Source organism: Nitratireductor aquimarinus (assembly GCF_017255295.1).
In the GTDB taxonomy this organism is placed as follows: domain Bacteria; phylum Pseudomonadota; class Alphaproteobacteria; order Rhizobiales; family Rhizobiaceae; genus Nitratireductor; species Nitratireductor aquimarinus.
In genome coordinates this window covers 26152-48993 of the sequence record NZ_JAFKDE010000003.1, presented here as the reverse complement: position 1 = coordinate 48993, position 22842 = coordinate 26152, and the positions used below count along the sequence as shown (strand labels likewise).

General features: G+C 61.3%; 18 protein-coding genes and 1 tRNA gene. 16 read left to right on the top strand and 3 right to left on the bottom strand.

The window, feature by feature from the left end:
- Positions 1–78: 78 nt before the first annotated feature.
- The 14 genes from JYP46_RS04895 (at position 79) to JYP46_RS04830 (ending at position 16877) form a co-directional block, all read left to right on the top strand.
- Positions 79–762, top strand: a complete 684-nt coding sequence (locus JYP46_RS04895) for an HAD family hydrolase (RefSeq protein WP_113155391.1) — start codon at positions 79–81, stop codon at positions 760–762.
- Positions 763–841: 79 nt separating this feature from the next.
- Positions 842–916: transfer RNA gene (locus tag JYP46_RS04890), tRNA-Val, on the top strand.
- Between the two features lie 315 nt (positions 917–1231).
- Positions 1232–2710 (top strand): pyridoxal phosphate-dependent decarboxylase family protein, encoded by a 1479-nt coding sequence (locus tag JYP46_RS04885; protein WP_206546309.1) that lies wholly within the window; start codon positions 1232–1234, stop codon positions 2708–2710.
- A gap of 243 nt (positions 2711–2953) precedes the next feature.
- Positions 2954–4342, top strand: coding sequence for a GGDEF domain-containing protein (locus JYP46_RS04880; RefSeq protein WP_206547463.1), 1389 nt, complete (start codon positions 2954–2956; stop codon positions 4340–4342).
- A gap of 262 nt (positions 4343–4604) precedes the next feature.
- Positions 4605–4811: a hypothetical protein gene (locus tag JYP46_RS04875; RefSeq protein ID WP_206546311.1), complete on the top strand. Its 207-nt coding sequence runs from the start codon at positions 4605–4607 to the stop codon at positions 4809–4811.
- Positions 4812–5032: 221 nt separating this feature from the next.
- Positions 5033–5236 carry a hypothetical protein gene (locus tag JYP46_RS04870; RefSeq protein WP_206547462.1) on the top strand — a complete coding sequence of 68 codons (204 nt, stop codon included), beginning with the start codon at positions 5033–5035 and terminating at the stop codon, positions 5234–5236.
- A gap of 114 nt (positions 5237–5350) precedes the next feature.
- Positions 5351–5836 (top strand): hypothetical protein, encoded by a 486-nt coding sequence (locus JYP46_RS04865; protein ID WP_113155395.1) that lies wholly within the window; start codon positions 5351–5353, stop codon positions 5834–5836.
- Positions 5837–6307: 471 nt separating this feature from the next.
- Positions 6308–8110: a hypothetical protein gene (locus tag JYP46_RS04860; protein WP_206547461.1), complete on the top strand. Its 1803-nt coding sequence runs from the start codon at positions 6308–6310 to the stop codon at positions 8108–8110.
- Between the two features lie 168 nt (positions 8111–8278).
- Entirely contained in the window at positions 8279–10252 is a 1974-nt protein-coding gene (locus tag JYP46_RS04855) for a type I secretion protein (RefSeq protein WP_206547460.1), read from the top strand.
- Positions 10253–10272: 20 nt separating this feature from the next.
- Entirely contained in the window at positions 10273–12417 is a 2145-nt protein-coding gene (locus JYP46_RS04850; RefSeq protein ID WP_222473912.1) for a type I secretion system permease/ATPase, read from the top strand.
- A gap of 14 nt (positions 12418–12431) precedes the next feature.
- The gene (locus JYP46_RS04845; protein WP_206547459.1) at positions 12432–13775 is read left to right on the top strand and encodes an HlyD family type I secretion periplasmic adaptor subunit; all 1344 of its coding nucleotides are present in this window, start codon (positions 12432–12434) and stop codon (positions 13773–13775) included.
- 88 nt (positions 13776–13863) lie between these two features.
- A complete protein-coding gene (locus tag JYP46_RS04840; protein ID WP_113156324.1) occupies positions 13864–14358 on the top strand; it encodes a hypothetical protein in 495 nt (164 codons plus the stop codon).
- A 73-nt stretch (positions 14359–14431) separates the two neighbouring features.
- Positions 14432–15289: a methyltransferase, TIGR04325 family gene (locus JYP46_RS04835; RefSeq protein ID WP_222473911.1), complete on the top strand. Its 858-nt coding sequence runs from the start codon at positions 14432–14434 to the stop codon at positions 15287–15289.
- A gap of 133 nt (positions 15290–15422) precedes the next feature.
- Positions 15423–16877: a TrkH family potassium uptake protein gene (locus JYP46_RS04830; protein WP_206547458.1), complete on the top strand. Its 1455-nt coding sequence runs from the start codon at positions 15423–15425 to the stop codon at positions 16875–16877.
- 109 nt (positions 16878–16986) lie between these two features.
- Here the strand turns inward: JYP46_RS04830 and JYP46_RS04825 are convergent, their stop codons facing one another.
- Together JYP46_RS04825 and JYP46_RS04820 are read right to left on the bottom strand one after the other, a co-directional pair.
- Positions 16987–18870, bottom strand: coding sequence for a L,D-transpeptidase family protein (locus tag JYP46_RS04825; protein ID WP_206547457.1), 1884 nt, complete (start codon positions 18868–18870; stop codon positions 16987–16989).
- A gap of 190 nt (positions 18871–19060) precedes the next feature.
- Positions 19061–20014 carry an alpha/beta fold hydrolase gene (locus tag JYP46_RS04820; protein ID WP_206547456.1) on the bottom strand — a complete coding sequence of 318 codons (954 nt, stop codon included), beginning with the start codon at positions 20012–20014 and terminating at the stop codon, positions 19061–19063.
- Positions 20015–20062: 48 nt separating this feature from the next.
- Here JYP46_RS04820 and JYP46_RS04815 point away from each other — a divergent pair, with 48 nt between their 5' ends.
- Positions 20063–20515 (top strand): MarR family winged helix-turn-helix transcriptional regulator, encoded by a 453-nt coding sequence (locus JYP46_RS04815; protein WP_113155403.1) that lies wholly within the window; start codon positions 20063–20065, stop codon positions 20513–20515.
- 118 nt (positions 20516–20633) lie between these two features.
- On the opposite strand, the gene JYP46_RS04810 is transcribed toward JYP46_RS04815, so the two are convergent.
- Positions 20634–21461 carry an AraC family transcriptional regulator gene (locus JYP46_RS04810; protein WP_113155404.1) on the bottom strand — a complete coding sequence of 276 codons (828 nt, stop codon included), beginning with the start codon at positions 21459–21461 and terminating at the stop codon, positions 20634–20636.
- A 135-nt stretch (positions 21462–21596) separates the two neighbouring features.
- Here JYP46_RS04810 and JYP46_RS04805 point away from each other — a divergent pair, with 135 nt between their 5' ends.
- Positions 21597–22799, top strand: coding sequence for an MFS transporter (locus tag JYP46_RS04805; RefSeq protein ID WP_297560141.1), 1203 nt, complete (start codon positions 21597–21599; stop codon positions 22797–22799).
- Positions 22800–22842 lie beyond the last annotated feature (43 nt).

The window sequence follows — 22842 nt, the reverse complement described above, 5'->3', positions numbered from 1 at the left end:
ATGCAAGGCACATAAGCGGCATACCTTGCCTAGACCTGCACTGCGCGCTATCCCAAGATTATTCAAGAAGGGGACAACATGTCAGCGCCAATCATCGTTTTCGACCTCGACGGCACGCTCGTGGATACGGCACCCGACCTGCTCGACAGCCTCAACCACTGCCTTGCAACCGTCGACATGGAACCGGTGAAAAGCGAAGACATCAACCGCATTGTCGGTTTTGGCAGCCGCGTGATGATTGAACGCGCCTTCGCGCTGCGCCAGCGGCATCTTGCGGAAGGCCAGCTCGACGCGCTGCAGGCCATCTTCCTCGACCACTATACAGCCAATGTTCCCGGCCGCTCAAAACCGTTCCCCGGCGCGATCGAAGCCATCGAACGCTTTCAGGCTGCGGGATACACGACCGCCGTTTGCACCAACAAGCTTGAAGGCATGTCGCTCTCGCTTCTCGAGGCGCTGGGCGTGATCGGTCATTTCAAGGCAATCTGCGGCGGCGACACGTTTCCGATGCGCAAGCCCGATCCGGGCCACCTTTTGCGCACCATCGCCATGGCCGGGGCCGACCCGGAGCGTGCCGTGATGGTGGGCGATTCGCGCACCGACATCGACACGGCCAAGGCGGCCGGCATTCCCGTCATTGCAGTCGACTTCGGCTATACGGACCGCCATGTCAGCGCATTCGAACCGTCCCGCGTCATCTCGGGGTTCGACGAACTGACTGTCGAGATGGCCGAGAGCCTGATCGCCGCCACGGCATCCTGAAATCAGTTTCGAAAGCCCGCTTGACACCCGGCCACCCCGCCCCTTATATCCCGGCTCGCTTGACGAAGCTTTCGTCAACGGGCGCGTAGCTCAGCGGGAGAGCACACCCTTCACACGGGTGGGGTCGCAGGTTCAATCCCTGCCGCGCCCACCATCAACACTCCAGACGATGTTTTGGTTTTGTTGATGGAATTGCATTGAAGCGAATGCACGACAAACATCACGTTTCAGCATAGCAAAGCATGAGAGCGAAACACGACTTCCCTGCTCGTGGAACGCATTCTCCCTGCCAGGCTCCTTGAAGCCGACACGCTCCCGATTCCGAAGATCCGTTCACTCAGCGACTGCGTTCGTGCCCAGCCCGCAAACGCCGGGATCTTGCAAGTCACGCATACCGAAAACCGTGGTAAGCTCCTGCCTGACGTTGGGTACGGAAAACGGTCAGTGACTTCGACGAGGAGTGTTCACAATGGACCAAGCCAATAGCCAAATCCGCGAAGAAACTCTGGATCCGAACGACTGGGAGGCGCTGCGTCAGCTGGGCCACCAGATGATAGACGACGCAGTGGCGCATATCAGGAACGTGCGTGACCGCCCGCTCTGGCAGGAAATGCCCCCTGCCGTTCGAGAAGCCTTTGCCTCCCCTCTCCCGAAAGACCCCGCTCCTGCGGCAGAACTCTATCAGGAGCTGCAGGAAATCCTGATGCCCTACCCGATGGGCAACATCCACCCCCGATTCTGGATGTGGTTCATGGGTTCGGGCAGCCTGACCGGTGCGCTTGCCGAATTCCTCGCTGCAGTCGACGGTTCGAACCTCGGGGGTGGCAACAACGCGGCGGCCCTGATGGATCGGCAGGTGGTGGGATGGCTCAAGACACTGATGGGCTTCCCCGCCGATGCGAGCGGCACGCTGGTGAGTGGCGGGTCAATGGCCAACATCATCGGCCTGACCGCTGCCAGAAACGCCATGGCGGGCGGCGATGTCCGGGCGAACGGCGTTGCCCAACTTGAAAAACCGCTGAGGTTCTATGCCTCAGACCAAGTCCATAGCTGTCACCAGAAAGCCGTCGAACTGCTTGGTCTCGGCAACAACGCCCTGTGCCGGGTGCCAACCGGTCCCGACTACCGGATCAATCTGGACGCGCTGGCGGACTGTATTGCCCGGGACCGCGCGGCAGGCTTTCTCCCGGCCTGCGTCATCGCCACCGCCGGCACGGTCAATACGGGGGCGATAGACGACGTAAACGGCCTCAGGACACTTTGCACGCGCGAGGGTCTTTGGCTGCATGTTGACGGGTGTATCGGCGCGCTCATCGCGATTGCTCCGCAAAACCACGGGCTCGTGGACGGGATCGGAGAAGCAGATTCACTTGCTCTCGATCCCCACAAATGGCTGCATGTGCCCTTCGAAGCCGGCTGCGCGATCATCCGGGATGCATCGGTCCATCGCGGCACCTTCGCGTTGCACCCGGAATATCTCGAGGAGAAAACACGCGGCATCGCGGCCAGTGAGTTCCTGCACGACTATAATTTACAAACCTCCCGCGGCTTCCGCGCCCTGAAGGTCTGGCTGACACTGAAGGAGCACGGCAGTGAAAAATTCGGCCGTCTTATCGATCAAAACATCGCGCAGGCGGCATATCTGGCGCGACGCATAGAAGAGGCCGCGAAGCTCGACCTCATTGTGGCGCCGACCGTTAATATCGTCTGCTTCCGCTACGATCCGGGCGGGATGACGGAGGCCGCGCTGCGAGATCTGAACGTCGAGATCATGCTGCGCCTGCAGGAAGCAGGCATCGCTGCCATTTCGGACACGACAGTCTCCGGCAAGCATTGTCTGCGTGTGGCGATCTGCAATCACAGGACGACGACCGGGGATCTGGAGATGTTTTTGCAGCAGGTCATCGAGCTTGGTGAGCTTGTTGGTCTTCAAAAATCTGGTTCGTAGCGTTTTCGGACAAGAAGACAGCTGCTTGAGTGAATGGCCTTCTGGGACCGACTAGCAGCGGCTCCGCGCCCCTCGCGGCCACCTTACGCACCGTCCTGCCAGAGCACCTGCATGCGCATGTCGGGCAACACGGGAATTGGGCCTGTGCGTGGGCAAGATTGTCCCACCTCCCCATCATCGCTTGATTCCTTCAGGGTGCAACGTAAAGGGGAGCCGACGAAAGATTCGACGGGGGTTTGAGCGATGAACGGTCGGGCCGGAGTGCTGGGATGGCTTTCCTCCAGTGAAGACGAACGCGAGGCGGCTCGCAGCACGATTGTTCGTATCGTTCATCAGGAGGCCGACGCGCTGGTGGCCGCCTTCTACGAAGTCTTCCTTGGCGACACCCAGAGCGCCCAGTTTCTCAGCCACAATGTCGTGCAGGACAGGCTGCGCCACTCGCTGCGCAAATGGCTTCTCGCACTGGTGGAATTCGATCCGCTGGCCGACATTGAGGCTTTTGAGCGCCGGCAGATCGAGATCGGCGAAGTGCACGCCCGCCTGAACATCCCCAACAATCTCGTTATGGAGGGCACGACCCTCATCAAAACGAAGGTCGCAGACAAGATTGCCACCGCCGGCAATCACAGCCCGTCCGCCTTCCATGCGATCATCCTGTTCAACGAGGTCGTGGATTACGCAATCAGGCTCATGAGCACGGCCTACATGTCGGGCGCGAACCGGCGAACCAAGACGGAAGAGGCCTTTCGCATCTTCTCGCTCGGTCAGGACATCAACCTGGAACGCGAAACCCAGCGCGCCGCGCTCATGGAATGGAGCCATTCGGTTCTCTTGTCCATGCTCGGCAATGAGAGCGAGCCGTCTCACAACAGTTTTGCGGCCTCGCCATTCGGCCTCTGGATCCGCCACCGTGCGGCAGTGCTGTTTCAGGGATCGCCACTGCTCGACAAGATCCAGCATCTCATCCGCGAAGTGGATACCGAGATCATGCCGAACATTTCGAGCAGTCAGCCGGCATCACTGGTGATGTTTCAGCGGCGCATCGACGAAATCAAGTTTCTGCTCAACGACCTCTTCAAGCTCGCAGCCGGCGTTGAGAACGGGCGCGATCCGCTGACGCAGACGCTGAACCGGCGCTTCCTGCCAACGGTTCTCGGGCGCGAAATCAGCCTGTCGAAGAAGGCAGGCACGCCACTGAGCGTGCTTATGGTCGACCTGGACCACTTCAAGACGGTCAATGATCGCTTCGGTCATCCGGCCGGTGACGCGGTTCTGAGCCAGACGGCGGAAACGATCCTCAACAATGTCCGCGCGACCGACTTCGTCTTTCGCTATGGCGGCGAAGAGTTTCTGATCGTGCTGGTCGAGACGGCGGAGAGCCAGGCCCATGCACTGGCGGAGCGCATCCGCACGGAGCTGACGAAAACGCCCATATCCGTGGCCGAAACCGAAAGCATCAAGGTCACGGCTTCCATCGGCGTTGCCGCCTATGAGGGCCATCCGGACTACGAATATCTGATCAATGCTGCAGACGCCGCCCTCTATGCGGCAAAGCAGAATGGCCGCGACTGCGTCGTGGTCGCCGGAGACGAAAGCGGCACGTCCGCACTTTCTGCGTCCGGCCAAAGGTGATCCGTCCAGCTTGAGGCAAAAAGGCGCACGGGTTTGACTTCCGGGCGCCAGTGTCCGACATGTCAGTCATGCTCACCCACGACCGTCATAGACCGCGTTTTCCAAAGGGCAGCCGCAAACCCGGCTAGTTGCCTGACGCCACTACCTGCGAAGGCAAGAGCGGCGTCAGGATTATTCCACCCAAAACACGATCTGGACACAGCACGATGCCGCAGCCCCGCTGCGCGCGTCTGCGATCCTTTGCGAATTGAAGGAATGCAAAGTGAGCTTCAAATACAGTTTCACCTTTCCCATCGAAGGCCCCAACAAGCTCTCGCGGTTCAAGAGCTGGCTCGAGAAGAACGCGCCCGGCGTCGCCGTTTCCCTGCCCCCGCAGGTGCCCTCGAAAAGCACGTCGCTGACCGTGCGCGTCAGTTCCGTCGCCGACCGGGACATCCTGCTCAGGAACCTTGACGGAGCTTCGCTCTAAGCCATGGGACCGGCGTCGCCATCACTGGCGGCGCTGGTCCGCGCTACAGGCGTCCCGGACCGCACCATGGCGGTCCGGGATGTTTCGAAAACGAACCAAGGTCGTTCAGCTATTTAAAATTTTACTATTATCCTATTGTTTTTACTCATCTCTCTTTCATCAGAATCAACGATGCCTCTGCCGGTGAGCATTGTGACTTAACCCGATGAAGGAGACGGGACTTGAAAGACCGCTACGAGACCATCCTCGACCCTTCAAACCTCTGGACCGTCTGGGACAACTTAACCAACGAGCCGGCGGTGATCGGCATGACCATCGTTGCCGGCATCACCCAGTCCGAGGCCGAGGACGCCTGCTATGTTCTCAACGAAGTGGAGAAACGGCGGCGCAGCAGAGAAGAGCGCAGGCACGCCGCGAATTCCTGAAACATTCACTGAGACAGCCGCACGTGCCGCAGATTGCGCCACATCCGGGCTTTCCTGCTTCAGAATATCGTCCTATTCGGGAACGGAACGATCCGATTCCCGGAGAGGAACATCATGAACCGCACCGCATCCGCCTTTCTGCTTGTCGCCGTACTGACGGGCCTTCTTGTCGCGCTCAGCTTCGCGCTGCGGATCAAGGGATACGGTTTCGGCACGCTCGGCATCGAGCGCCTCGACGGTCTGGCCAATGCCGCCAGCTTCATCCCGCTGGCAGCGCTTTACGCGTTCGCAGCCATGCTCGTGACAATCCTCCCCATCCGCGCAGCAGCCGTGGTTCACGCCAATGGCACAACACCGGTCTACTCAACGGCGCTGGTGCTTCTGGCAACCATTGTGGGCGTACAGGTCGCGCGCTTCGCCTTCGGCAATAATTCAGCGCTGTGGACGCTGATTGACTGGCAGTTCATCTTTGCCGCCGGCATCATCGTCGCGCATCTGTCGCTCGATACGCTGCGCCGCAACGTCCTTCTGCGGACGCTGGCATTCATCGGCTTCACGATCGCCACCCTCGCCTGCCTCTACTGGACGTTCCGCTTCTAGAACCGCCGCGAATCGCCGCCCGGTCTTGCGCGCCGCGTCGGCGCCAGAAGCAGCGTCTCAGCATCACAATCGACGCGTTTCCCCCAAAGATTACTACCCCGCCTCTAATCATTTTTAGGTGGGGGCTGAACCTATGGTGAGGCCTCAAACGGCCCTGCTCCACCGAATTTGCGGGTTTTTAGTCGCCGGTTCACGCACGACAATCCCTCCCGTCGGATAACTCCGAAAGGTCTGCCGCGAGAACTGATCTCGGGTCGCATCAAAGACGCGGGCGGTGGGGATTCGCTTCAGACACACAGGGGCGTCCGAATGAGGGAGGAGTGCATCTCGTTCGACATCCGAACGTGTTTCCGCACTTCAAAGGCGGCCGGATGGCCGCAAAACAGCAGAACCGTGTGAGCACAATATCACCTGAGAGATGAACAGTGATCGTGTCCACACGGTTCTCATTTTGAGGATGAGGACACGATCATGCCCAAACAAAACGGTTTCGGCGTTTTCTTTCCTGGTTGGCCTGGGAACAGCCAGTCGCAGGATCAAGACCAGGATCAGGACCAGCATCAACATCAGGGTGAATGGCAGCATCAGGGCCAGGAACAGAACGCCCTGAACACGGCGGAAAACACGGCCGGCAATGATGCCGACAACAACGCCGACAATGATGCGAACAACACCAGCAACAATACCGGCACGAACGCCGCCAACAACACCGCTGGCAACGCCGCGCAGAACGGTGCGAGCAATCAGGCAGAAAATGCCGCTGGCAATGAAGCCGCCAACGAGGCGGCCAACGCCGCGAGCAATGCGGCGCAGAACTCGGCCACCAACAACGCCACGAACAACACCGATGTGGCGACTGCCGTGGCCACATCCGTCAACACGTCCGTGAATGTCGGCCTCGACGGGTTCATCCCGAGTGATGACGACTTTGCAGATGTGGATGTCTATGACGGCGGTTCGGTCGACCAGCTGTTCATCAATCGCGATGGCGAGATTTCCTACGATCCGGGCGACGACATGACGTTCGAGGACATCCTGAACGACTCGCTCAATGGCGGCGGCAATGACAATGCCTTCGTGATCGGTCAGGTGAACGATCTCGTCGACAATGACACGCTTGAGAACCCGACCGTCTCCAACAATGCCGACTTCAACCAGAACGGCGACGCATCGGGCGGTGACGCCTATGCCGAAGAAGGCATCGTGGCCGGCGGCGACGGTGGCGAAGGCGGCGGCGATGCAGACGCTGACGGCGGTGCTGGCGCTCATGGCTGGGCCGATGGCGGCAACGCCAATGGCGGCGCGACCGATGACGCCAAGGCCTATGGCGGCAACGGCAATGGCGCAGCCGGCGGCTCCGGCGGCACGGCGACCGGTACGGGCCTTGGCCTCGGTGGTCTGGGCGTCGGCGTCGGTCTCGGCGGTGAAGGCGGCTCCGGTGGTGCCGGTGGCGCTGGCGGTGCTGGCGGCATGGGCGGCCTTGGCGGCACGGCAACCGGCGGTGAAGGCGGTGAAGGCACCGGCGGCGAAGGCGGTGACGGCGACGGCGGCGAAGGCGGCACCGGCGGTGAAGCCGGCGATGGCGGCGATGGCGCAGCAGCGGCCTCCGCAGCGGCGGCAGCAGACGCAGCAGCGGCTCTGGGCTTTGCAGACGCAGCAGCAGATGCAGCCGCAGCAGCCGCAGCAGCCCCTGGTGGAGATGGCGGCGCAGCAGGCGCTGGCGGCATGGGCGGCACCGGAACAGGTGCGGCAGGTGCTGAAGGCTCCGGCGGCAATGGCGGAACCGGAACCGGCGGCGACGGCGGCATGGGCGGCATGGGTGGCATGGGTGGCACCGGTGGCGCAGCCGACGGCGGCGGCGGCCTTGGTTTCGGCGCAGGTCAGGGCATGGGTATGGGCCTCGGCGCTGCCCGTGGCGGCAATGGAGGTGATGGAGGCGACGGCGCAGGCGGTTGGGCTTCTGCAGTCGGCGGAAACGCCGGTGATGCATGGGCCGGACCGGTCTCAGGCGGCAACGGCGGCGCCGGCGGCATGGGCGGCATCGCAACCACAGGTGCTGGCGGCGCAGGCGGCGCTGGCGGCATGTGGGGCTCCAACAATGGAGATGACGGCTATGTGACCGGAATCTCCGAGGCATCTGCCGATGCCATCGTGGATACGAGCGCCTTCAATCAACAGATCGTCATGGGCGCCAACGTGCTTGGAAACTCCGTGGACACGACAGTGGTCGGCGGCGATCTCAACAGCACGGTTGTCGGCGAAGACGACGCCTGACGGCAAACGAGAATTCCGGCGCCCTGTCCCCCTGGGCGCCGGAACCGGAGGTTTGCGCCTTTCACCCTTCGCCTGACACCCGCAAACCTCCGATCCTTTTTCAGGGCTGTCGACCGGCGATGGCAGAACACGAGGTTACTCGCCAAACCCGCAGCAAGGTAATGCTCCATGCATCTGGACTCCACCACGGAAGCAATCGCCCACTTCATAGGGCTGTTCTCGCAGACGGTCGAAGAAGTGCGCATGCGGATGGATTATGTGGAGTTCGATCCGCTTGAAGAGAGAGCGCCGGAGCAGAACGAACTCCTCAACATAAACATCAACATCATCAGCCCCTACCTTCTGAAGGACTACAGCCCGCGGGTGGAATACACGCCGCCTCCGACAGATCAGTTCAGGGAGAAGGTGGTTTCAGCGGTCGCGCACAATCCGATGGCGCTCGACGCCCAGAGCGGTGGCTTTGGCGGCGCGGGCCCGTCTACTGACGCGATCGCCTTCAGAACCGGGGCCGAAGCCCCCGCCTTTCCCGAATACCAGCCGCTTGGCTCTCTCGCATGGTATGTGAAGCAGGAAGCGCGGCTCGAAGACAACGATTATCTCAGCATCGGTGATCATGGTCTGGTCATGAGCCAGGTCGGCGATCCCGGCGCAGCCCTTGCAGCACTGATAGGCGCTGCATCCGAATTCCAGCCCTTCAGCCATCTGGACGAACCCGGCTCGGCGGAAGAGATCGGCGATTTCATCATGCACGCGCCGCATCTGGCGGACGCCTTTGCAGATGATTTGCCCGATGGCGCAGACATATTCATCGCCCGCAGCGAGGCTCTCGAGGGGCAGTATGTGAATGGCGAGGCCGTTGAGGAAACGCCGCTTCTTGAAGACCACCTGCCCGATGGCGTGAAGGCGAATGCCAGCGAAGATGACGATGCAGAAACCGACTTCTCGCTCCATGCGAAGATTGAGGTTGAAGCCGGCGGCAATCTTCTGGTCAACGAAGCCATCCTCGTGAACGACTGGTATGGCGCGCCGGTGCTGGCGGTTGCCGGCGACTATGTTCATTTCAACGCCATCAGCCAGTTGAATGTCTGGAGCGACAGCGACGCCGTTGGCGGCGCGCTCGAAGGCTGGCAATCGCTCACGGCGCAGCCGACAAAAGCCTTCAACATCGCGACGATGCAGACCATCGACAATCCGCGCCCTGAAACGGCCGGCAATGGCGAGGGCGAACCCGACTTCCCTTCCCACTGGCTGGTGTCGCGGATCGATGGCGACCTTGTTCTTGCAAACTGGGTCAAGCAGGTCAGCTTCGTCGAAGACAACGACATCACGGTGATGTCGGCAACCGGCGGCGGCACCGTGATTGAACTGGGCGGGAATCTGACCGTCAACGTCGCCTCGCTGGCCGAACTGGGCATCTATTACGACCTGATCATCATCGGCGGGAACATCTACAACGCCAACATCATCAGCCAGACGAACATCCTGCTGGATGATGATCTGGTGGGCACGCTCGAAGGTTTCGAGACCAGCGGCGCGGCCTCGCTTTCCACCAGTGGGAATCTGCTCTGGAACGAGGCCTCGATCACCCAATACGGCACCATGTCGTTCGAGGCGCTGCCGCCGTCCTATCTGGAGGCGGCAAACCAGCTGGCAGCTGGCCCGGGCGCAGCTCCGGGCGCGTTGCTCGCCAGCGAGGACTTTTCGGGAATGGCGAACCTTAAGGTTCTCTACATTTCAGGCGACGTGGTGGACCTGCAATATATCAGCCAGACCAACGTTTTGGGCGATGCCGATCAGGTGGCGCTTGCAAAGGCGGGCGCAGAAGCCAACGCCGATGGCGACTGGAGTGTGTCCACCGGAGGGAATGCGCTGGTCAACCAGGCGGCGATCACCGATGGCGGCGTCAATGCGACGACCTATGCGGGCGGCAACGTCTATTCGGACGAACTGCTGATCCAGGCCGAGCTCATTTCAGACGATACCGGTCTCTACACGCAAAGCGGCGATGCGCTGGTGAACGAGGCGGTGGCATTTCTCAGCGATGACCTGATGGCTCCCGAACAGGATGGCGGGCACTCCGCACCGGATGCGGCAACACCGGATGCGGGTTCGGCAGACGTCATGCAGACCATGCTGGGTTAGCGGATACCGGGGGGAAACGCATGCTGGACAAACCGACAAAGCAACCTGCCCACGCGAAGGATGCATCATCCTGGGTGATCGAAGAAGCGCGGCCGAGAGAACAACGCGCAGAACCGCGCAGCAAACCACAGACGCTCTCGGTGGATCAGGAGATTTCCCGGATTTTCAGGGAAGTCGATGCGCGCGCGGCACGGATGGCGCAGGAAGCAGCCAAACGGGAGGCGCAGCAGGACCGGGCAACGGATAATGCCGCCCCCAAAGCTTCCGAAACACCGCAGGCAAAGACTGCCCAGCGGGAAGCGGCAGCGCCGCAGAACAAGCCCCGGGAAGACAGGAAGAGCGCGGCGAAAACAGCTCCTGCCGAGCAAAGGCAACGGTCGGCTGAGGAAGCGCCTCAGATCAAACAGTCCGGCGACACGAAGGAAAAATTCCATCGCCGTCTGGGGCCGGTCGACTTCTCAAAGAGCCTGTCCGCAGGGTTGGGCGCGGTGCGCAAGAACCTGCTGATGGTTCTGCTTTTCACCAATGCCAGCAACATTCTGGTGCTCGCGATCCCTGTCTATCTCTTCCAGATTTCGGACCGCGTTCTGACCAGCCGCTCCACCGATACGCTCATCATGCTGACCATTGTGATCATCGGGGCGGTGTTGCTGCAGGCGATTTTCGACGCGATCCGGCGCTTCATCCTGATGCGCACGGCCGTTGAGGTGGCAGCACAGCTGGGCGCGCCCATTCTGAGTGCGGCAGCGCGCGCTTCGCTGCATGGCACGGGCCGCGAATACCAGACGCTGGGCGACCTGCAACAGCTGCGCTCCTTCCTGGTTTCGGGCACGCTTCTGTCGTTCCTCGACATCCCGTTCGCGCCGATCTTCGTTCTCGCCGTTTTTCTGGTTCACCCGCATCTCGGCAGCATCGTGGTGCTGTCGGCCTTCCTGCTCATGATCGTCGCCTTCATCAACCAGCGCGCGACCGCTGCCCCGTTCGGCGAGGCCAATGTCTATCAGAGCAAGGCCAATATGCATCTGGATTCCATGGCGCGGAACTCGCAGATCATCAACGCGCTGGCGATGATCCCCGAAGCGGTGAAGATCTGGGGGCAGGACACGGCCGGATCACTGAAGGCGCAGGTCAAGGCGCAGGACCGCAACATCATGTCGGCCGCCACTTCGCGCGCCATCCGCCTCCTGACGCAGGTGGCCCTGCTCGGCTGGGGCGCTTATCTGGCGATCCAGGGATACATTACCGGCGGCATGGTGATTGCCGCGTCGATCATCGCCGGTCGCGCGCTCGCGCCCATAGAAGGCTCCATCGAGGGCTGGAACCAGTTCATCCTTTCACGCGGCGCATACCGGCGCATCAAGGCGCTCCTGCAGGCATCTCCGCTCAATCTGGAACGGCTCGTGCTGCCGAAACCCGAGGGACGGCTCGATGTGGAGCGCGTTCTCTACGTGCCGCAGGGAACAAAACGGGTCGTGCTCAACGGCATCAATTTCTCGCTGCGCCCGGGGGATTCGCTCGCAATCATCGGCAATTCCGGGGCCGGCAAGACCACGCTCGGCAAAATGCTGGTCGGCTCCATCCTGCCCACATCGGGCAGTGTGCGGCTCGACCTGATGGATCTGCGCAACTGGGACCAGCGCCAGTTCGGCGACAATATCGGTTATCTGCCGCAGGACGTTCAGCTCTTCCCCGGCTCGATCAAGGCCAATATCGCGCGCATGCGCGACGATGTGGACGACAGGGAAATTTACCAGGCGGCGATCCTCGCAGACGTGCATGAGATGATCGCCACCTTCCCGCAGGGCTATGAAACCATCGTGGCCGCCGATGGCTCACCGCTGTCGGGCGGGCAGAAGCAGCGCATTGCGCTGGCGCGCGCATTCTTCGGAAATCCACGCATGATCGTTCTGGATGAGCCGAATTCCAATCTCGACAGCGCCGGCGACGCCGCGCTTGCCCGCGCACTCAAACACGCCAAGGAAAACCGGATCACCATGATCGTCATCACGCAGCGGCCATCGCTGCTGCGCTATGTCGACAAGATCCTGCTGATGACCAACGGAACCATCTCGATGTTCGGCCGGCGCGAGGACATGCTGCGCGCCCTTGCCGCCCACCAGGCCGGACAACTCGAAAACGGTCCCTTCGCCAACCAGCTTCCCTGAAGGGCAGGTCCATCATGAGCTCCACCGAAATCGCCAAGCTTCAAGACATGACGTGGTACGCGGAGGTGCCGCGTTCGATCCGCAAGCAGAGCATTGCCGGCATCATCCTGCTCATTCTCTGTTTCGGCGGGTTCGGCATATGGGCCGCCTTCGCGCCGCTTGCAGCCGCCGTCATCTCACAGGGCAGTTTCGTCGCCACCGGTCAAAACAAGATCGTGCAGCATCTTGAAGGCGGCGTGATCAAGGACATCCTGGTGTCCGAAGGCGATCATGTGACCGCCGGCCAGCCGCTGGTGCAGCTGGACGAGACCTCAGCCCTTGCCAATGAACGCCAGCTTTTCCTGCGGCGGGCGCGGCTTGTGGCGATCGTCGCGCGGTTGTCTTCTGAATATGAGGAAAAGACCAGCATCGACTTCCCCGCCGATCTGACGGAGCGGATGGCAGACCCGGAGATTGCGGAAATACTGGCGAGCCAGCGGCTCAATTTCGAATCCTCGCAGCGCAAGCTCCACAGTGAACTGGAGCTATTGAACAACAACATCGCCGCGCTGGAAATTCGCGGACGCGGCTACACGGCCCAGCACGAGGCCCTGACGCGGCAGCTCGCCTTCCTGACAGACGAGTATTCCGGCAAGCAGAAGCTCTATGAGCAGGGGCTGATGCGCAAACCCGAAATCTCCGCCATCCGGCGGGCCATGGCCGAGGCGGATGGCCAGCTCGGGCGTCTTTCGGCCGAAGTCGATGAAACACATGCCCAGATGAAGCGCTATCGCGAGCAGGCCAACCAGACGCTCGCCGCCTATCGGCAGGCGGCCCTTGATGAGCTGCAGAGCATCGAGGCGGAGCTCGACGCGGTTCGCGAGCAGTCGCGCGCAGCAGAAAACATCCTGCGTCGCGCCACGATCAACACGCCAGTCGCAGGCACCGTCGTGCGGCTCTACTACCACACGCCCGGCGGCGTGATCGAAAGCGGCAAGAGCATTGCAGAGATTTTACCCTCGGACGTGCCGCTGATCATCGAAACGCAGATCCCGCGCACAAAGATCGACAGCGTGCGGGTGGGACAGGAAGCAACCGTGCGTCTGACCGCGCTCAACCAGCGCACCACGCCGGTCCTGACGGGCGAAGTATTCTATGTTTCGGCCGACGCGCTGCGCGACGGCTCGGTCGATGAGAAACGCGAAATCTATCTGGCGCGGGTGCGGCTGCCGCCGAGCGAACTGGCGCGGGTTCACGGCTTCCTGCCGACACCGGGTATGCCGGCCGAAGTCCTGATCCAGACGGCCGAACGCACCTTCTTCGAATATCTCTCGAAGCCCATCATGGACAGCATGAACCGGGCGTTTCGCGAGAACTAGGAAGGGTCACAGAAAGTAGACGACTGAAACGTGCGGTGATAGCATGAGGGACAATGAGCTATCCGAGGTGGACGCGAGCCGTTTCGCCATGAATGAAGCTACCCCACGTTTCCGAAAAGTACTCACACTGCTGGGGCAGCTCAATTACACGTGGACCAACACCGAGAGCCTTCTCATCCACCTGATCGCGGGACTTGCGCGGGTGGACATGGAAACGGCCACGATCATTTTCCTCACACTGAACACGTCGCGCGCGCGGGTCGATCTGGTGGAGCGGCTGGCCAAGACATCACGCACGGATGAAGCCGTTCGCAGGGATGTGCTGGGCGTTACGCGCCGGATGATGAGCGAAGCCAAGCTCAGGAACAAATACAACCACTGCATCTATTCCTTTGACGACACGGGCGAAAATGTCTCGACCCTGCTCATGCGGATTTCCGACAGCGGCGACCGGCTGAAATATGGCAAGGTGGACGCCATCGACGATGCGGAAATCGACAACATCACCGGGTCCATCAACCGGCTGATCGAGACCAACCGGGACATCTGGGCAATTGCAAAGCGGTATGGATTCCCGCTGTAAGGCCCGGAGTTAAGCCTATTTGGCGCAGCATTCATCAGTTTTGCCGTATCGGTCATCCCCTTTGCAGGGGGTAATGTCTTGTCGTGACCGGCTTTGGCCCGGCGGCGACAAGGGGGACCAGGGGCCAGACATGCCGATGGAGCAGATCAAACAGAGGATCAAGGGAGCCCGGGGCGCGGTCGCCCTGCCCTTCAAGACGGCGGCGGGTCGTCTGCGCATGGCAACAGGGCTTCCCGTGCGCTTTTCCGGCGCCTACGCCTCATTCGATGAAGCGCTTGCCGCCGCGCAGCGTCAGGGGCTTGCGGGCTATGATCACGACGCGGTGGCGGATGTGGCCTTCGAGCGCATGTGCCAGCTCGTTCCCTGGGATTATCCGCTTCTGTTTTGGCTCAGCCGACTTGAGAGCCGCATCGGCACGGTGGTCGATGCGGGCGGTCATATGGGCACGAAGTTCAGGGCGTTCCGCAGGTCTCTGCCCTCCATCGACAGGCTGAACTGGACCGTCTACGACCTGCCCGCCATCGTCAAAGCCGGTGAGAAACGCGCCAGGGCGGATGGCCTGAGCGCCCTCACCTTCACGAACCGGCTCGAAGATGGCGGCCCCTGTGACCTCTTTCTGGGGTCGGGTCTGCTGCAATATCTGAACGTTCCCCTGCCGGAGCTGCTTGGACGCCTGAGCGTTCCGCCCCGGCACCTTCTGTTGAACAAGGTCGCGCTGCGCAAAGGAAAGACGCTCGTGACGCTGGAGCGCATCGGCCCCGCTCTCGTGCCCTATCAGATCCGCAACGAAGCCGGATTTCTGGAGATGCTTGCGGCTCTTGGCTACAGGATTGAAGACCGCTGGAGCATTCCCTCGCTCTCCCATACCATCGACACGCACCCCGAATTCGGCGCCAGTGAAAGCGCTGGGTTTTACTGCGTAATGCCATGATTGCCGGGCTCTGGAGGGGCTGTTGCTCACTGGCAAGCCCTGCCGGTTATGCATGGCTACCCTCTCCAAAACCACTTTTCCTGACGCATTTTCTCCTCTACCAACGGTGCCCGCACCTACCGAGGTAGAGACATTGCAAACATCGACAATCCGGACAGCCACCTATCCAGCGGCCATTTTTGCCGTTTATGTGGCCGCTTCGATGCTCCTCCCCGCCGCCGTCGATCTCTATTACGGCAATGATGACTGGCAGGTTTTCGTCGTCTGCTCACTGGCGACAGGCGCAATCGCACTGACAATCGCAGCCGCCACACGCGCCCCTCTTACCCGTGGCTCCACCCAGTCCACATTTCTCGTGGTGGTCATTCTCTGGCTGATGCTCGGCCTGGTCGGCGCGCTGCCATTCTACACCGCCTCGCTCAAGCTCGATCTGGCCGAGGCCGTTTTCGAATCCGTCTCGGCCATCACGACGACCGGCTCCACCGTGATCTCCGGGCTCGACGGACTGCCGCCCGGCCTTCTCCTCTGGCGCTCCATCCTGCAATGGATCGGCGGCATCGGCGTTGTGGCGCTTGGCCTGTTCCTGCTGCCACTTCTCAAGGTCGGCGGGTTTTCCTACTTCCGGGTGGAATCCTCCGACATCGAAAACCGCCCCTTCGACCGTTTCATCAGCTTTCTGTTCGCGCTGGTCGGCATCTACTGCCTTTTGACCGGGCTCTGCGCGCTGTCCTATGCGGCGGCAGGCATGGACAATTTCGATGCGATCAATCATGCGATGACCACCATCGCAACCGGCGGGTTCTCCACCCATGATGCCTCGTTCGGCTATTTCGAGGGCAATACGGTGCTCTGGGTCGGCACATTCTTCATGCTGATGGCGGCCCTGCCCTTCTCGATCCTCGTCCTGTTCTTCGCACGCGGACGGCTCGACGCGCTGCGCGATCCGCAAATCCGGCTGTTTCTCGGCTATGTGACGGTGATCGTCATCGTGCTGGCCGTTCAACGCAGGATCACGACCGGCCAGCCCTTCGATGACATACTTGCTTCCACGGCGTTCAACTTCGCGTCGATCATCACCACAACGGGTTTTGCCAGCGAGGACTACACGCTGTGGGGACCTTTCGCGGTGACGCTCGCCTTCTTCGCGACCTTCCTCGGCGGCTGTTCCGGCTCCACTTCGGGCGGCGTGAAGGCGTATCGCTTCCTCATACTGGGCGCGATGCTGCGCAATGGTCTGCGCCTTCTCATCCATCCACATTCCGTGCGCGCCCTGCGCTATGGCAAGCGCATCGTGGATGTGGAGATGCAGCGTTCGGTGGTTCTGTTCGTGGTCGGCTTCCTTGCCTCCTGGGTGCTGGCAACGCTGCTTCTGGCCGCCACCGGGCTCGACTTCCTGACCGCGCTAACGGGTTCACTGACGGCGCTTACCAATGTGGGTCCGGGCCTTGGCACCACCATCGGACCATCCGGCAATTTCGCGCCGCTCAGCGACTTTGCGAAATGGGTTCTTTCAGCGACCATGCTGCTTGGCCGACTGGAAATCCTTGCGGTCGTCGTCCTGCTGCTGCCGACTTTCTGGCGCGACTAACGAGCATGCTGGCCAGGGGCAGGCCCCCTGGGTCAGACAAACAAAAACGGCCACCGCTCAAGAGCGATGGCCGCAATACCCTGCCGCATGCGACGCCTGATCCTCCCGATCAGGAATTGGGCGAGCGCGTATCGGTGACCTTCTCGATCGCAATCCCCAGGCGCTCATCACGCCCATAGACATCGCCATGATAGGCGATCACGCCATCCGTCTGCGGCCATGCCGTGAAATAACCGACATAGACGGGGATCTTGCGCTCGATCTTGCGCCGTGTCGGGCGACTGCGATCACCGCTCTCAATGGCGCGCGCCACGTCGTCGACGGAAACATCGAGCAGCGCCGCGGCCATGGCGCGCGGATCGGCCAGACGCACGCAACCATGACTGAAAGCGCGCGTGTCGCGCTGGAACAGGCTCTTGGAAGGCGTGTCGTGCATGTAGATGGCGTGCCGGTTGGGGAACAGTATCTTCAACTCACCAAGCGCGTTGCGGCGGCCCGGCTTCTGACGGACGCTGAAAGGCACATTGCGGCCATACTGGCCCCAGTCGACGGCGGACGACGAGACCTTGCGCCCCTGACCGTTGATCACCTCGTAGCCGTTCCGGTCGAGATAGCTCGGATCGCGCCACAGCTTGGGCAGCATCTCGTTGACGATGATGGAGCGCGGCACCCCCCAATAGGGGTTGAATTCCACCGTCTCCAGCTCGTCATGGAAGAAATTGGTCTGGTTGGCAGACCGGCCCACCACCGTACGCATGGAAATGCGCGGCTCGCCCTTGTCGAAGAAATCGACATTGAAGGAAGCGGCGTTGATCACCACCCGCGTTTCGCCCAGCTCCGAGGGGTGCCAGCGCAGACGCTCCAGCGTGTAGAGAACCTTGTCGATGCGCGCAGCCTTGGAAACGCCGGCAATCGCGGCAACGGTGCGCGGCCCGATGACGCCATCCGGCTTGAGGCCCCTCTCCTCCTGCGCGGCCTTCACAACAGGCACCAGCGCCTGAACATAAACCTCACTGCCGGCATGCTCTTTCAGCGCCGCGCCATGGGTTTCCAGAAAAGCGGCATCTGCATCGCGCTCGATGAGCTTGAGCAGCTTTGCCAGTTCGGGATTGGTTCCGCCCGGGCGGACAAACGTCTTGGGGTCGACGATGATCTCACGCTCGGCAGCGCCGCGCAGCATCTCCAGCTCCGCGCGCAGCTTGCGATAAGTGTCGTTCTGCGGATGCTGCCGCTCCAGATAGATATCGGCGTCGGCCATGTTGGCCATGAAGCCGAGCGACTGTTCCAGGTTCATCGGCTTCTTGGCGAAGTCGTGATAGCCGGATAACTTGTTCGGATTGATGCGGCCCGCATGGGCATCACGCGCATAGCGTAATGCACGGGCAGAAAGCATCATCTCGAAGCGGATCAGTTCTTTCTGGCGTGCCGCGATGTCATCATAGGAAAAATCGCTGCCCGGCACGCCGACCGTATAGTCGCTGTCGGAGAGCCCATAGCTGGAAGCCTCAGAAAGAACGCGCAGAACCTGCCGCGCACGATCATTGGGCTGGTATCCGGAAACCCAGATGAAATCGGGCCTGTTCGAATAGAAGTCGACCAGCGCCTTCGCGATATCCTTCTCGGCGTAGAGTTCCATCCCCTCCAGCATCGGCAATGCCTCGCGGAAGGAAACGCCCTCGAGGGTCGGCTGAAAAGCGCCCTCTGCCTCTGGAAGCGTGATCTCGGAGAACTCGACATGGGCGAGGCTCTCCGGCTTGTAATTGTAATAGGAAGGCGCGGAGATCTTTGGCGCCTTCGCAGGCACACGACGCTGCGGCGCGGGCTCAACAGGCTTCGGCGGCGGCGCAGAACGCGCGGCGCTGGAGCGGTTGTTGCCACCGAACAGCATATCGAAAAGATTGTCGCCCTGGGCATGTGCTGCCCCCGCATGCCCCGCAAACACAGCCAGGGCCGCACAGGCCAGCCAGGTCTTGCGTGTGGATTTCAAAATCATCGATCACCCCGCCGAGATCCGAACTATATTCCAGGAGCGCCATTTGCGGACAGGTTTCCAGCGGCGGGCAGAGCCCGAAATCGATGACGTCTGCACGTAAAACGCTTCCCAAACATGAATCGCAACAAAAATAACAGTTCAAACAGGATCGGTCGCGGGCAGATCGATAAAATTGTCGGGAAATGCACGCTCAGTTGGGGATTGGTAAATGATTCTCTAATGGCTGCATAAGGGGCATATCCTCACGCCGCAGCTTGCGCGTGGCGACAAAGGCGGCGACACGCGCTGCGATCCCCGGATCGGCGAGAATGCGGCGATGGCCAAGCCCCGGCGCCCATGTCACCGAAACATGCCGCCCTGCTGCCGCCATCGCCCTGGCGTCGGTGGCGGGAACCTCCTTGTCATCGGGCGCGTGGACAATCAGGGTCGGGATATCGAGGGCGCTCAGTTGATCTCTCCCGACGAAACTGGAAAGCGGCGTTCCGGCAATGATCTCAACCCGCCCTTCAAACACGTCTTGAGCCTTTGGTCCGAGTTTCAGAAACTGCCCGAACTGCGTGAAAAGATCAGGCAGCGCATTCGGTGCACCGATCATCACAAGCCTGCGCACCGGAACCGGCGGTATTCCATTAATGGACCCGGCCACCGCATTGAGGGCAACGGCGCCACCGAAGGAATGCCCGACCATTGCGTCGAACGGCCCAAGCCATTGGGCCGCACTTTGCACGGCTGCGACGGCCTTGGGGATGTTCAAAACCCGCCCGCCGGACGAACCATGGCCCGGAAGGTCGAGCGACACCACGCGAAACCCACGCTCCAGAAGCGCCTCGATGATGGCGCGCATATGCTCCGTGCGCGAACGCCAGCCATGCAGCACAAGCACGGTCGGCCCGTCGCGACGCCCGCCCCAGTTTGTGAACTCGTAAGCCGCAACACGGCCGTGCTCCGTCGTGAGACTGTGCCTGCGGGCGCTGTTCATGAAATTCTGCGCCTTTGACAGGAGACGCTTTTCCTTCTCCGTCAGCTTCTGCGGGCTCGGCGTACGGCAGAAGAGCCGGAAGGCAAGACGACCTGCGAGGCTTGGCGCGACATGATCGATTGTGCCAAAAAGACCCCGTAAGATCCTCAGATTGAGTGCGGTCATGTCGGCAATCCATGATAATGTTCAATCATGAACAAAGTTAGTTCAAGCATGAACAAAAAACAAGAACTTCCCTGGGACAATCCGCGCTTCCGTACATGGGTTGCAGTCGCGCGCGCCGAAAAGGCCATTGTAAGGGCCCTTGGCAAGGCGCTCGAACCGCTGGGCCTGAAGATCGCGCAGCTCGACATGCTGATGAATCTGTATCGCCACCCCGGTCAGTCGCAGCACGATCTGGCGCGCAGACTTCTGGTCGGCCGCTCCAACATCACCATGCTTTTGCCGCAGCTTGAAACCCAGGGGCTCGTGCGCCGCGAGAACGATGCAAAGGACCGTCGCATTCTCAGGCTCTACCTGACGCCCGATGGCGAGGAACGGCTGATGGAAGCGCTCGCCGTCTATACGGAACTTATCGACCGCGTCATGGCCCAGTCCACGCCGGAACAGTGCGAGGCCATGGGCGAGCAGATGCGCAAGATCAGCGAGACACTGGCGCAGGACTAGCGCTTCGGCCCGAAAGTCGGAATCGATTTTCGGAAAGCACGATGCGTCGATTCAATAGGTTAGAGCGTCCTTTGTGCGTCCCAATGGACGCACGGCGCTCCAGCGGCAGCGCGCGGGGTCAGGACCCGTCTTCCCTCTCGGGCAGTTTCAGATAGTTGCGCGGCGAAGAGCCGAGCATGCGTTTGAACATGGTGGTGAAGGCCGCGACACTGTCATAGCCGAGATCATAGGCGACGCTCGTCACCGGCTCGCCGCTCACAAGCCTGGGCAGGGCCGCAAAGAGGCTCGCCTGCTGACGCCAGACCGAGAGGCTCACGCCCGCTTCCTGCTTGAAGCGCCGCGTGAACGTGCGTCGGCTCATGCCCGCGTCGCGCGCCCAGTCATCAATGGTGACCCGGCTTGCCGGCGCATCGAGAAAGGCCCGGCACATCCGCGCAAGCCGCGCATCAGCGGGAAACGGCAGGCCGAGCGGCAATTCCGGCAGGCGCGGAATTTCGTGCAGAATGAGCTTGTAGATAAGCCCGTTGCGCCCGGTCGGCTGCGCCACATGGGGCAGCGGCGCCACCTCCTCCAGAAGACTGTGCATCAGCGGGGTTACACCGACCACACGCGGCCTGTCGGGCAGATCGGAAATCGCCTCCGGCAGCACATAGACCGACTGCATGCGCACATCGGTCACCATGTCCACGGCATGCACGATGCCGGGCGGAATCCAGATCGCCTGCCCCGTCGGCACCATCCAGTGCCCGAACACGGTCTTGACCAGAACAACGCCGCTGCGCGCATGAAGAAGCTGGCCGCGGCTGTGGCGATGCGCTTCCACCCGAACATGCGCCGCCTGCTCGATCTCGCCAACGACAAGATCGCCTTCCGCCTCCTCGATCCACGACCGGCGCTTTTCGTCATTGACCGGGCGATCCCCGTTCATGACGACGGTACTGGGCATTCTATTGGCTCTGTCGGGTGGATTCATTTGGCCCACTTGCGAAAAAACTAGACCAAATCACCAAGGAAGGTCATTTGCAACAGGCGTATAAGCGGTTGCCGCTTCGCCGACGGCGTTTTCGCATGGAGTTCCTACGTGACCGACACCACCGCCAATCGCGTTCCCGTTCAGGCCGAGAAGACCGCTTTCGCGGTGCTCATCGCCGTCAGCTTCTGCCACATGCTCAACGACATCATGCAGTCGATGCTTGCGGCCATCTACCCGATGCTGAAAGCGGATTACGGGCTCGACTTCTGGCAGATCGGTCTTTTGACCATGGCGTTTCAGGTCACCGCTTCGCTGCTTCAGCCAGCCATCGGGCTGACGACAGACAAGAAGCCGATGCCCTATTCGCTGCCGGTCGGCATGGGTTCGACCTTTATCGGCCTTCTGCTTCTGGCGACGGCGGCCAATTACTCGCTGCTTCTGGTGGGCGCGATGTTCGTCGGCCTCGGATCAGCGATCTTTCACCCGGAATCCTCGCGTGTGGCGCGCCTCGCATCTGGCGGGCGCTACGGCCTTGCACAGGCCGTATTTCAGGTGGGCGGCAATGCCGGAACGGCCATTGGGCCACTGCTTGCCGCCTTCATCGTGGTGCCGCGCGGCCAGACCAGTGTTGCCTGGTTCTCGCTCGCAGCCCTTCTGGGCATGATCGTGCTGGGGCGCGTCAGCGCCTGGTACGCAGCCTATCGCCAGCGCGCGGCCTCTCGTCCAGCGCCAGCAAAAACGCTCACTCTGCCAAAAGGCAAGGTGGCCATGTCGCTCGCCATTCTCGTCTCGCTGGTCTTCGCCAAGAATGTCTATATGGCCGGCATTTCCAGCTACTACACCTTCTTCCTCATCGAGAAGTTCGGTGTGACGGTGCAGCAGTCGCAGATCCTGCTCTTCGTCTTCCTGGGGTCCGTTGCGGCCGGCACGGTTCTGGGCGGGCTGGTCGGCGACCGCATCGGCTCCAAGACGGTGATCTGGTTCTCGATCCTCGGTGTGCTGCCCTTCACGCTGGCCCTGCCCTATGCGAATTTCTTCTGGACGCCGGTCCTGACCGTGGCCATCGGCCTGATCCTCGCATCGGCCTTTCCGCAGATCGTGGTTTTCGCACAGGAGCTTCTGCCCGGTCGCGTGGGCATGGTCGCAGGCATGTTCTTCGGCTTCGCCTTCGGTCTCGGCGGGCTTGGCGCAGCCGTTCTCGGCATCGTCGCTGACAGTCAGGGCATCGAGTTTGTCTACAAGATCTGCTCCTACCTGCCGCTGCTTGGCCTGTTGACCGTGTTCCTGCCGAACCTCAAAAAGGCAGGCTAGATCGCCGTGCGCCCATCCGGACGCACAAAGGACGATCTCAACC

Excerpts from the sequence above, each read along its gene's own strand:
- JYP46_RS04845 (WP_206547459.1), top strand. The coding sequence starts at position 12,432 with ATGAGCTCCACCGAAATCGCCAAGCTTCAAGACATGACGTGGTACGCG.
- JYP46_RS04810 (WP_113155404.1), bottom strand. The coding sequence starts at position 21,461 with ATGCCCAGTACCGTCGTCATGAACGGGGATCGCCCGGTCAATGACGAA.
- JYP46_RS04850 (WP_222473912.1), top strand. The coding sequence starts at position 10,273 with ATGCTGGACAAACCGACAAAGCAACCTGCCCACGCGAAGGATGCATCA.
- JYP46_RS04865 (WP_113155395.1), top strand. The coding sequence starts at position 5,351 with ATGAACCGCACCGCATCCGCCTTTCTGCTTGTCGCCGTACTGACGGGC.
- JYP46_RS04835 (WP_222473911.1), top strand. The coding sequence starts at position 14,432 with ATGTCTTGTCGTGACCGGCTTTGGCCCGGCGGCGACAAGGGGGACCAG.
- JYP46_RS04820 (WP_206547456.1), bottom strand. The coding sequence starts at position 20,014 with ATGACCGCACTCAATCTGAGGATCTTACGGGGTCTTTTTGGCACAATC.
- JYP46_RS04840 (WP_113156324.1), top strand. The coding sequence starts at position 13,864 with ATGAATGAAGCTACCCCACGTTTCCGAAAAGTACTCACACTGCTGGGG.
- JYP46_RS04895 (WP_113155391.1), top strand. The coding sequence starts at position 79 with ATGTCAGCGCCAATCATCGTTTTCGACCTCGACGGCACGCTCGTGGAT.
- JYP46_RS04860 (WP_206547461.1), top strand. The coding sequence starts at position 6,308 with ATGCCCAAACAAAACGGTTTCGGCGTTTTCTTTCCTGGTTGGCCTGGG.
- JYP46_RS04825 (WP_206547457.1), bottom strand. The coding sequence starts at position 18,870 with ATGATTTTGAAATCCACACGCAAGACCTGGCTGGCCTGTGCGGCCCTG.
- JYP46_RS04815 (WP_113155403.1), top strand. The coding sequence starts at position 20,063 with ATGAACAAAAAACAAGAACTTCCCTGGGACAATCCGCGCTTCCGTACA.
- JYP46_RS04885 (WP_206546309.1), top strand. The coding sequence starts at position 1,232 with ATGGACCAAGCCAATAGCCAAATCCGCGAAGAAACTCTGGATCCGAAC.
- JYP46_RS04855 (WP_206547460.1), top strand. The coding sequence starts at position 8,279 with ATGCATCTGGACTCCACCACGGAAGCAATCGCCCACTTCATAGGGCTG.
- JYP46_RS04880 (WP_206547463.1), top strand. The coding sequence starts at position 2,954 with ATGAACGGTCGGGCCGGAGTGCTGGGATGGCTTTCCTCCAGTGAAGAC.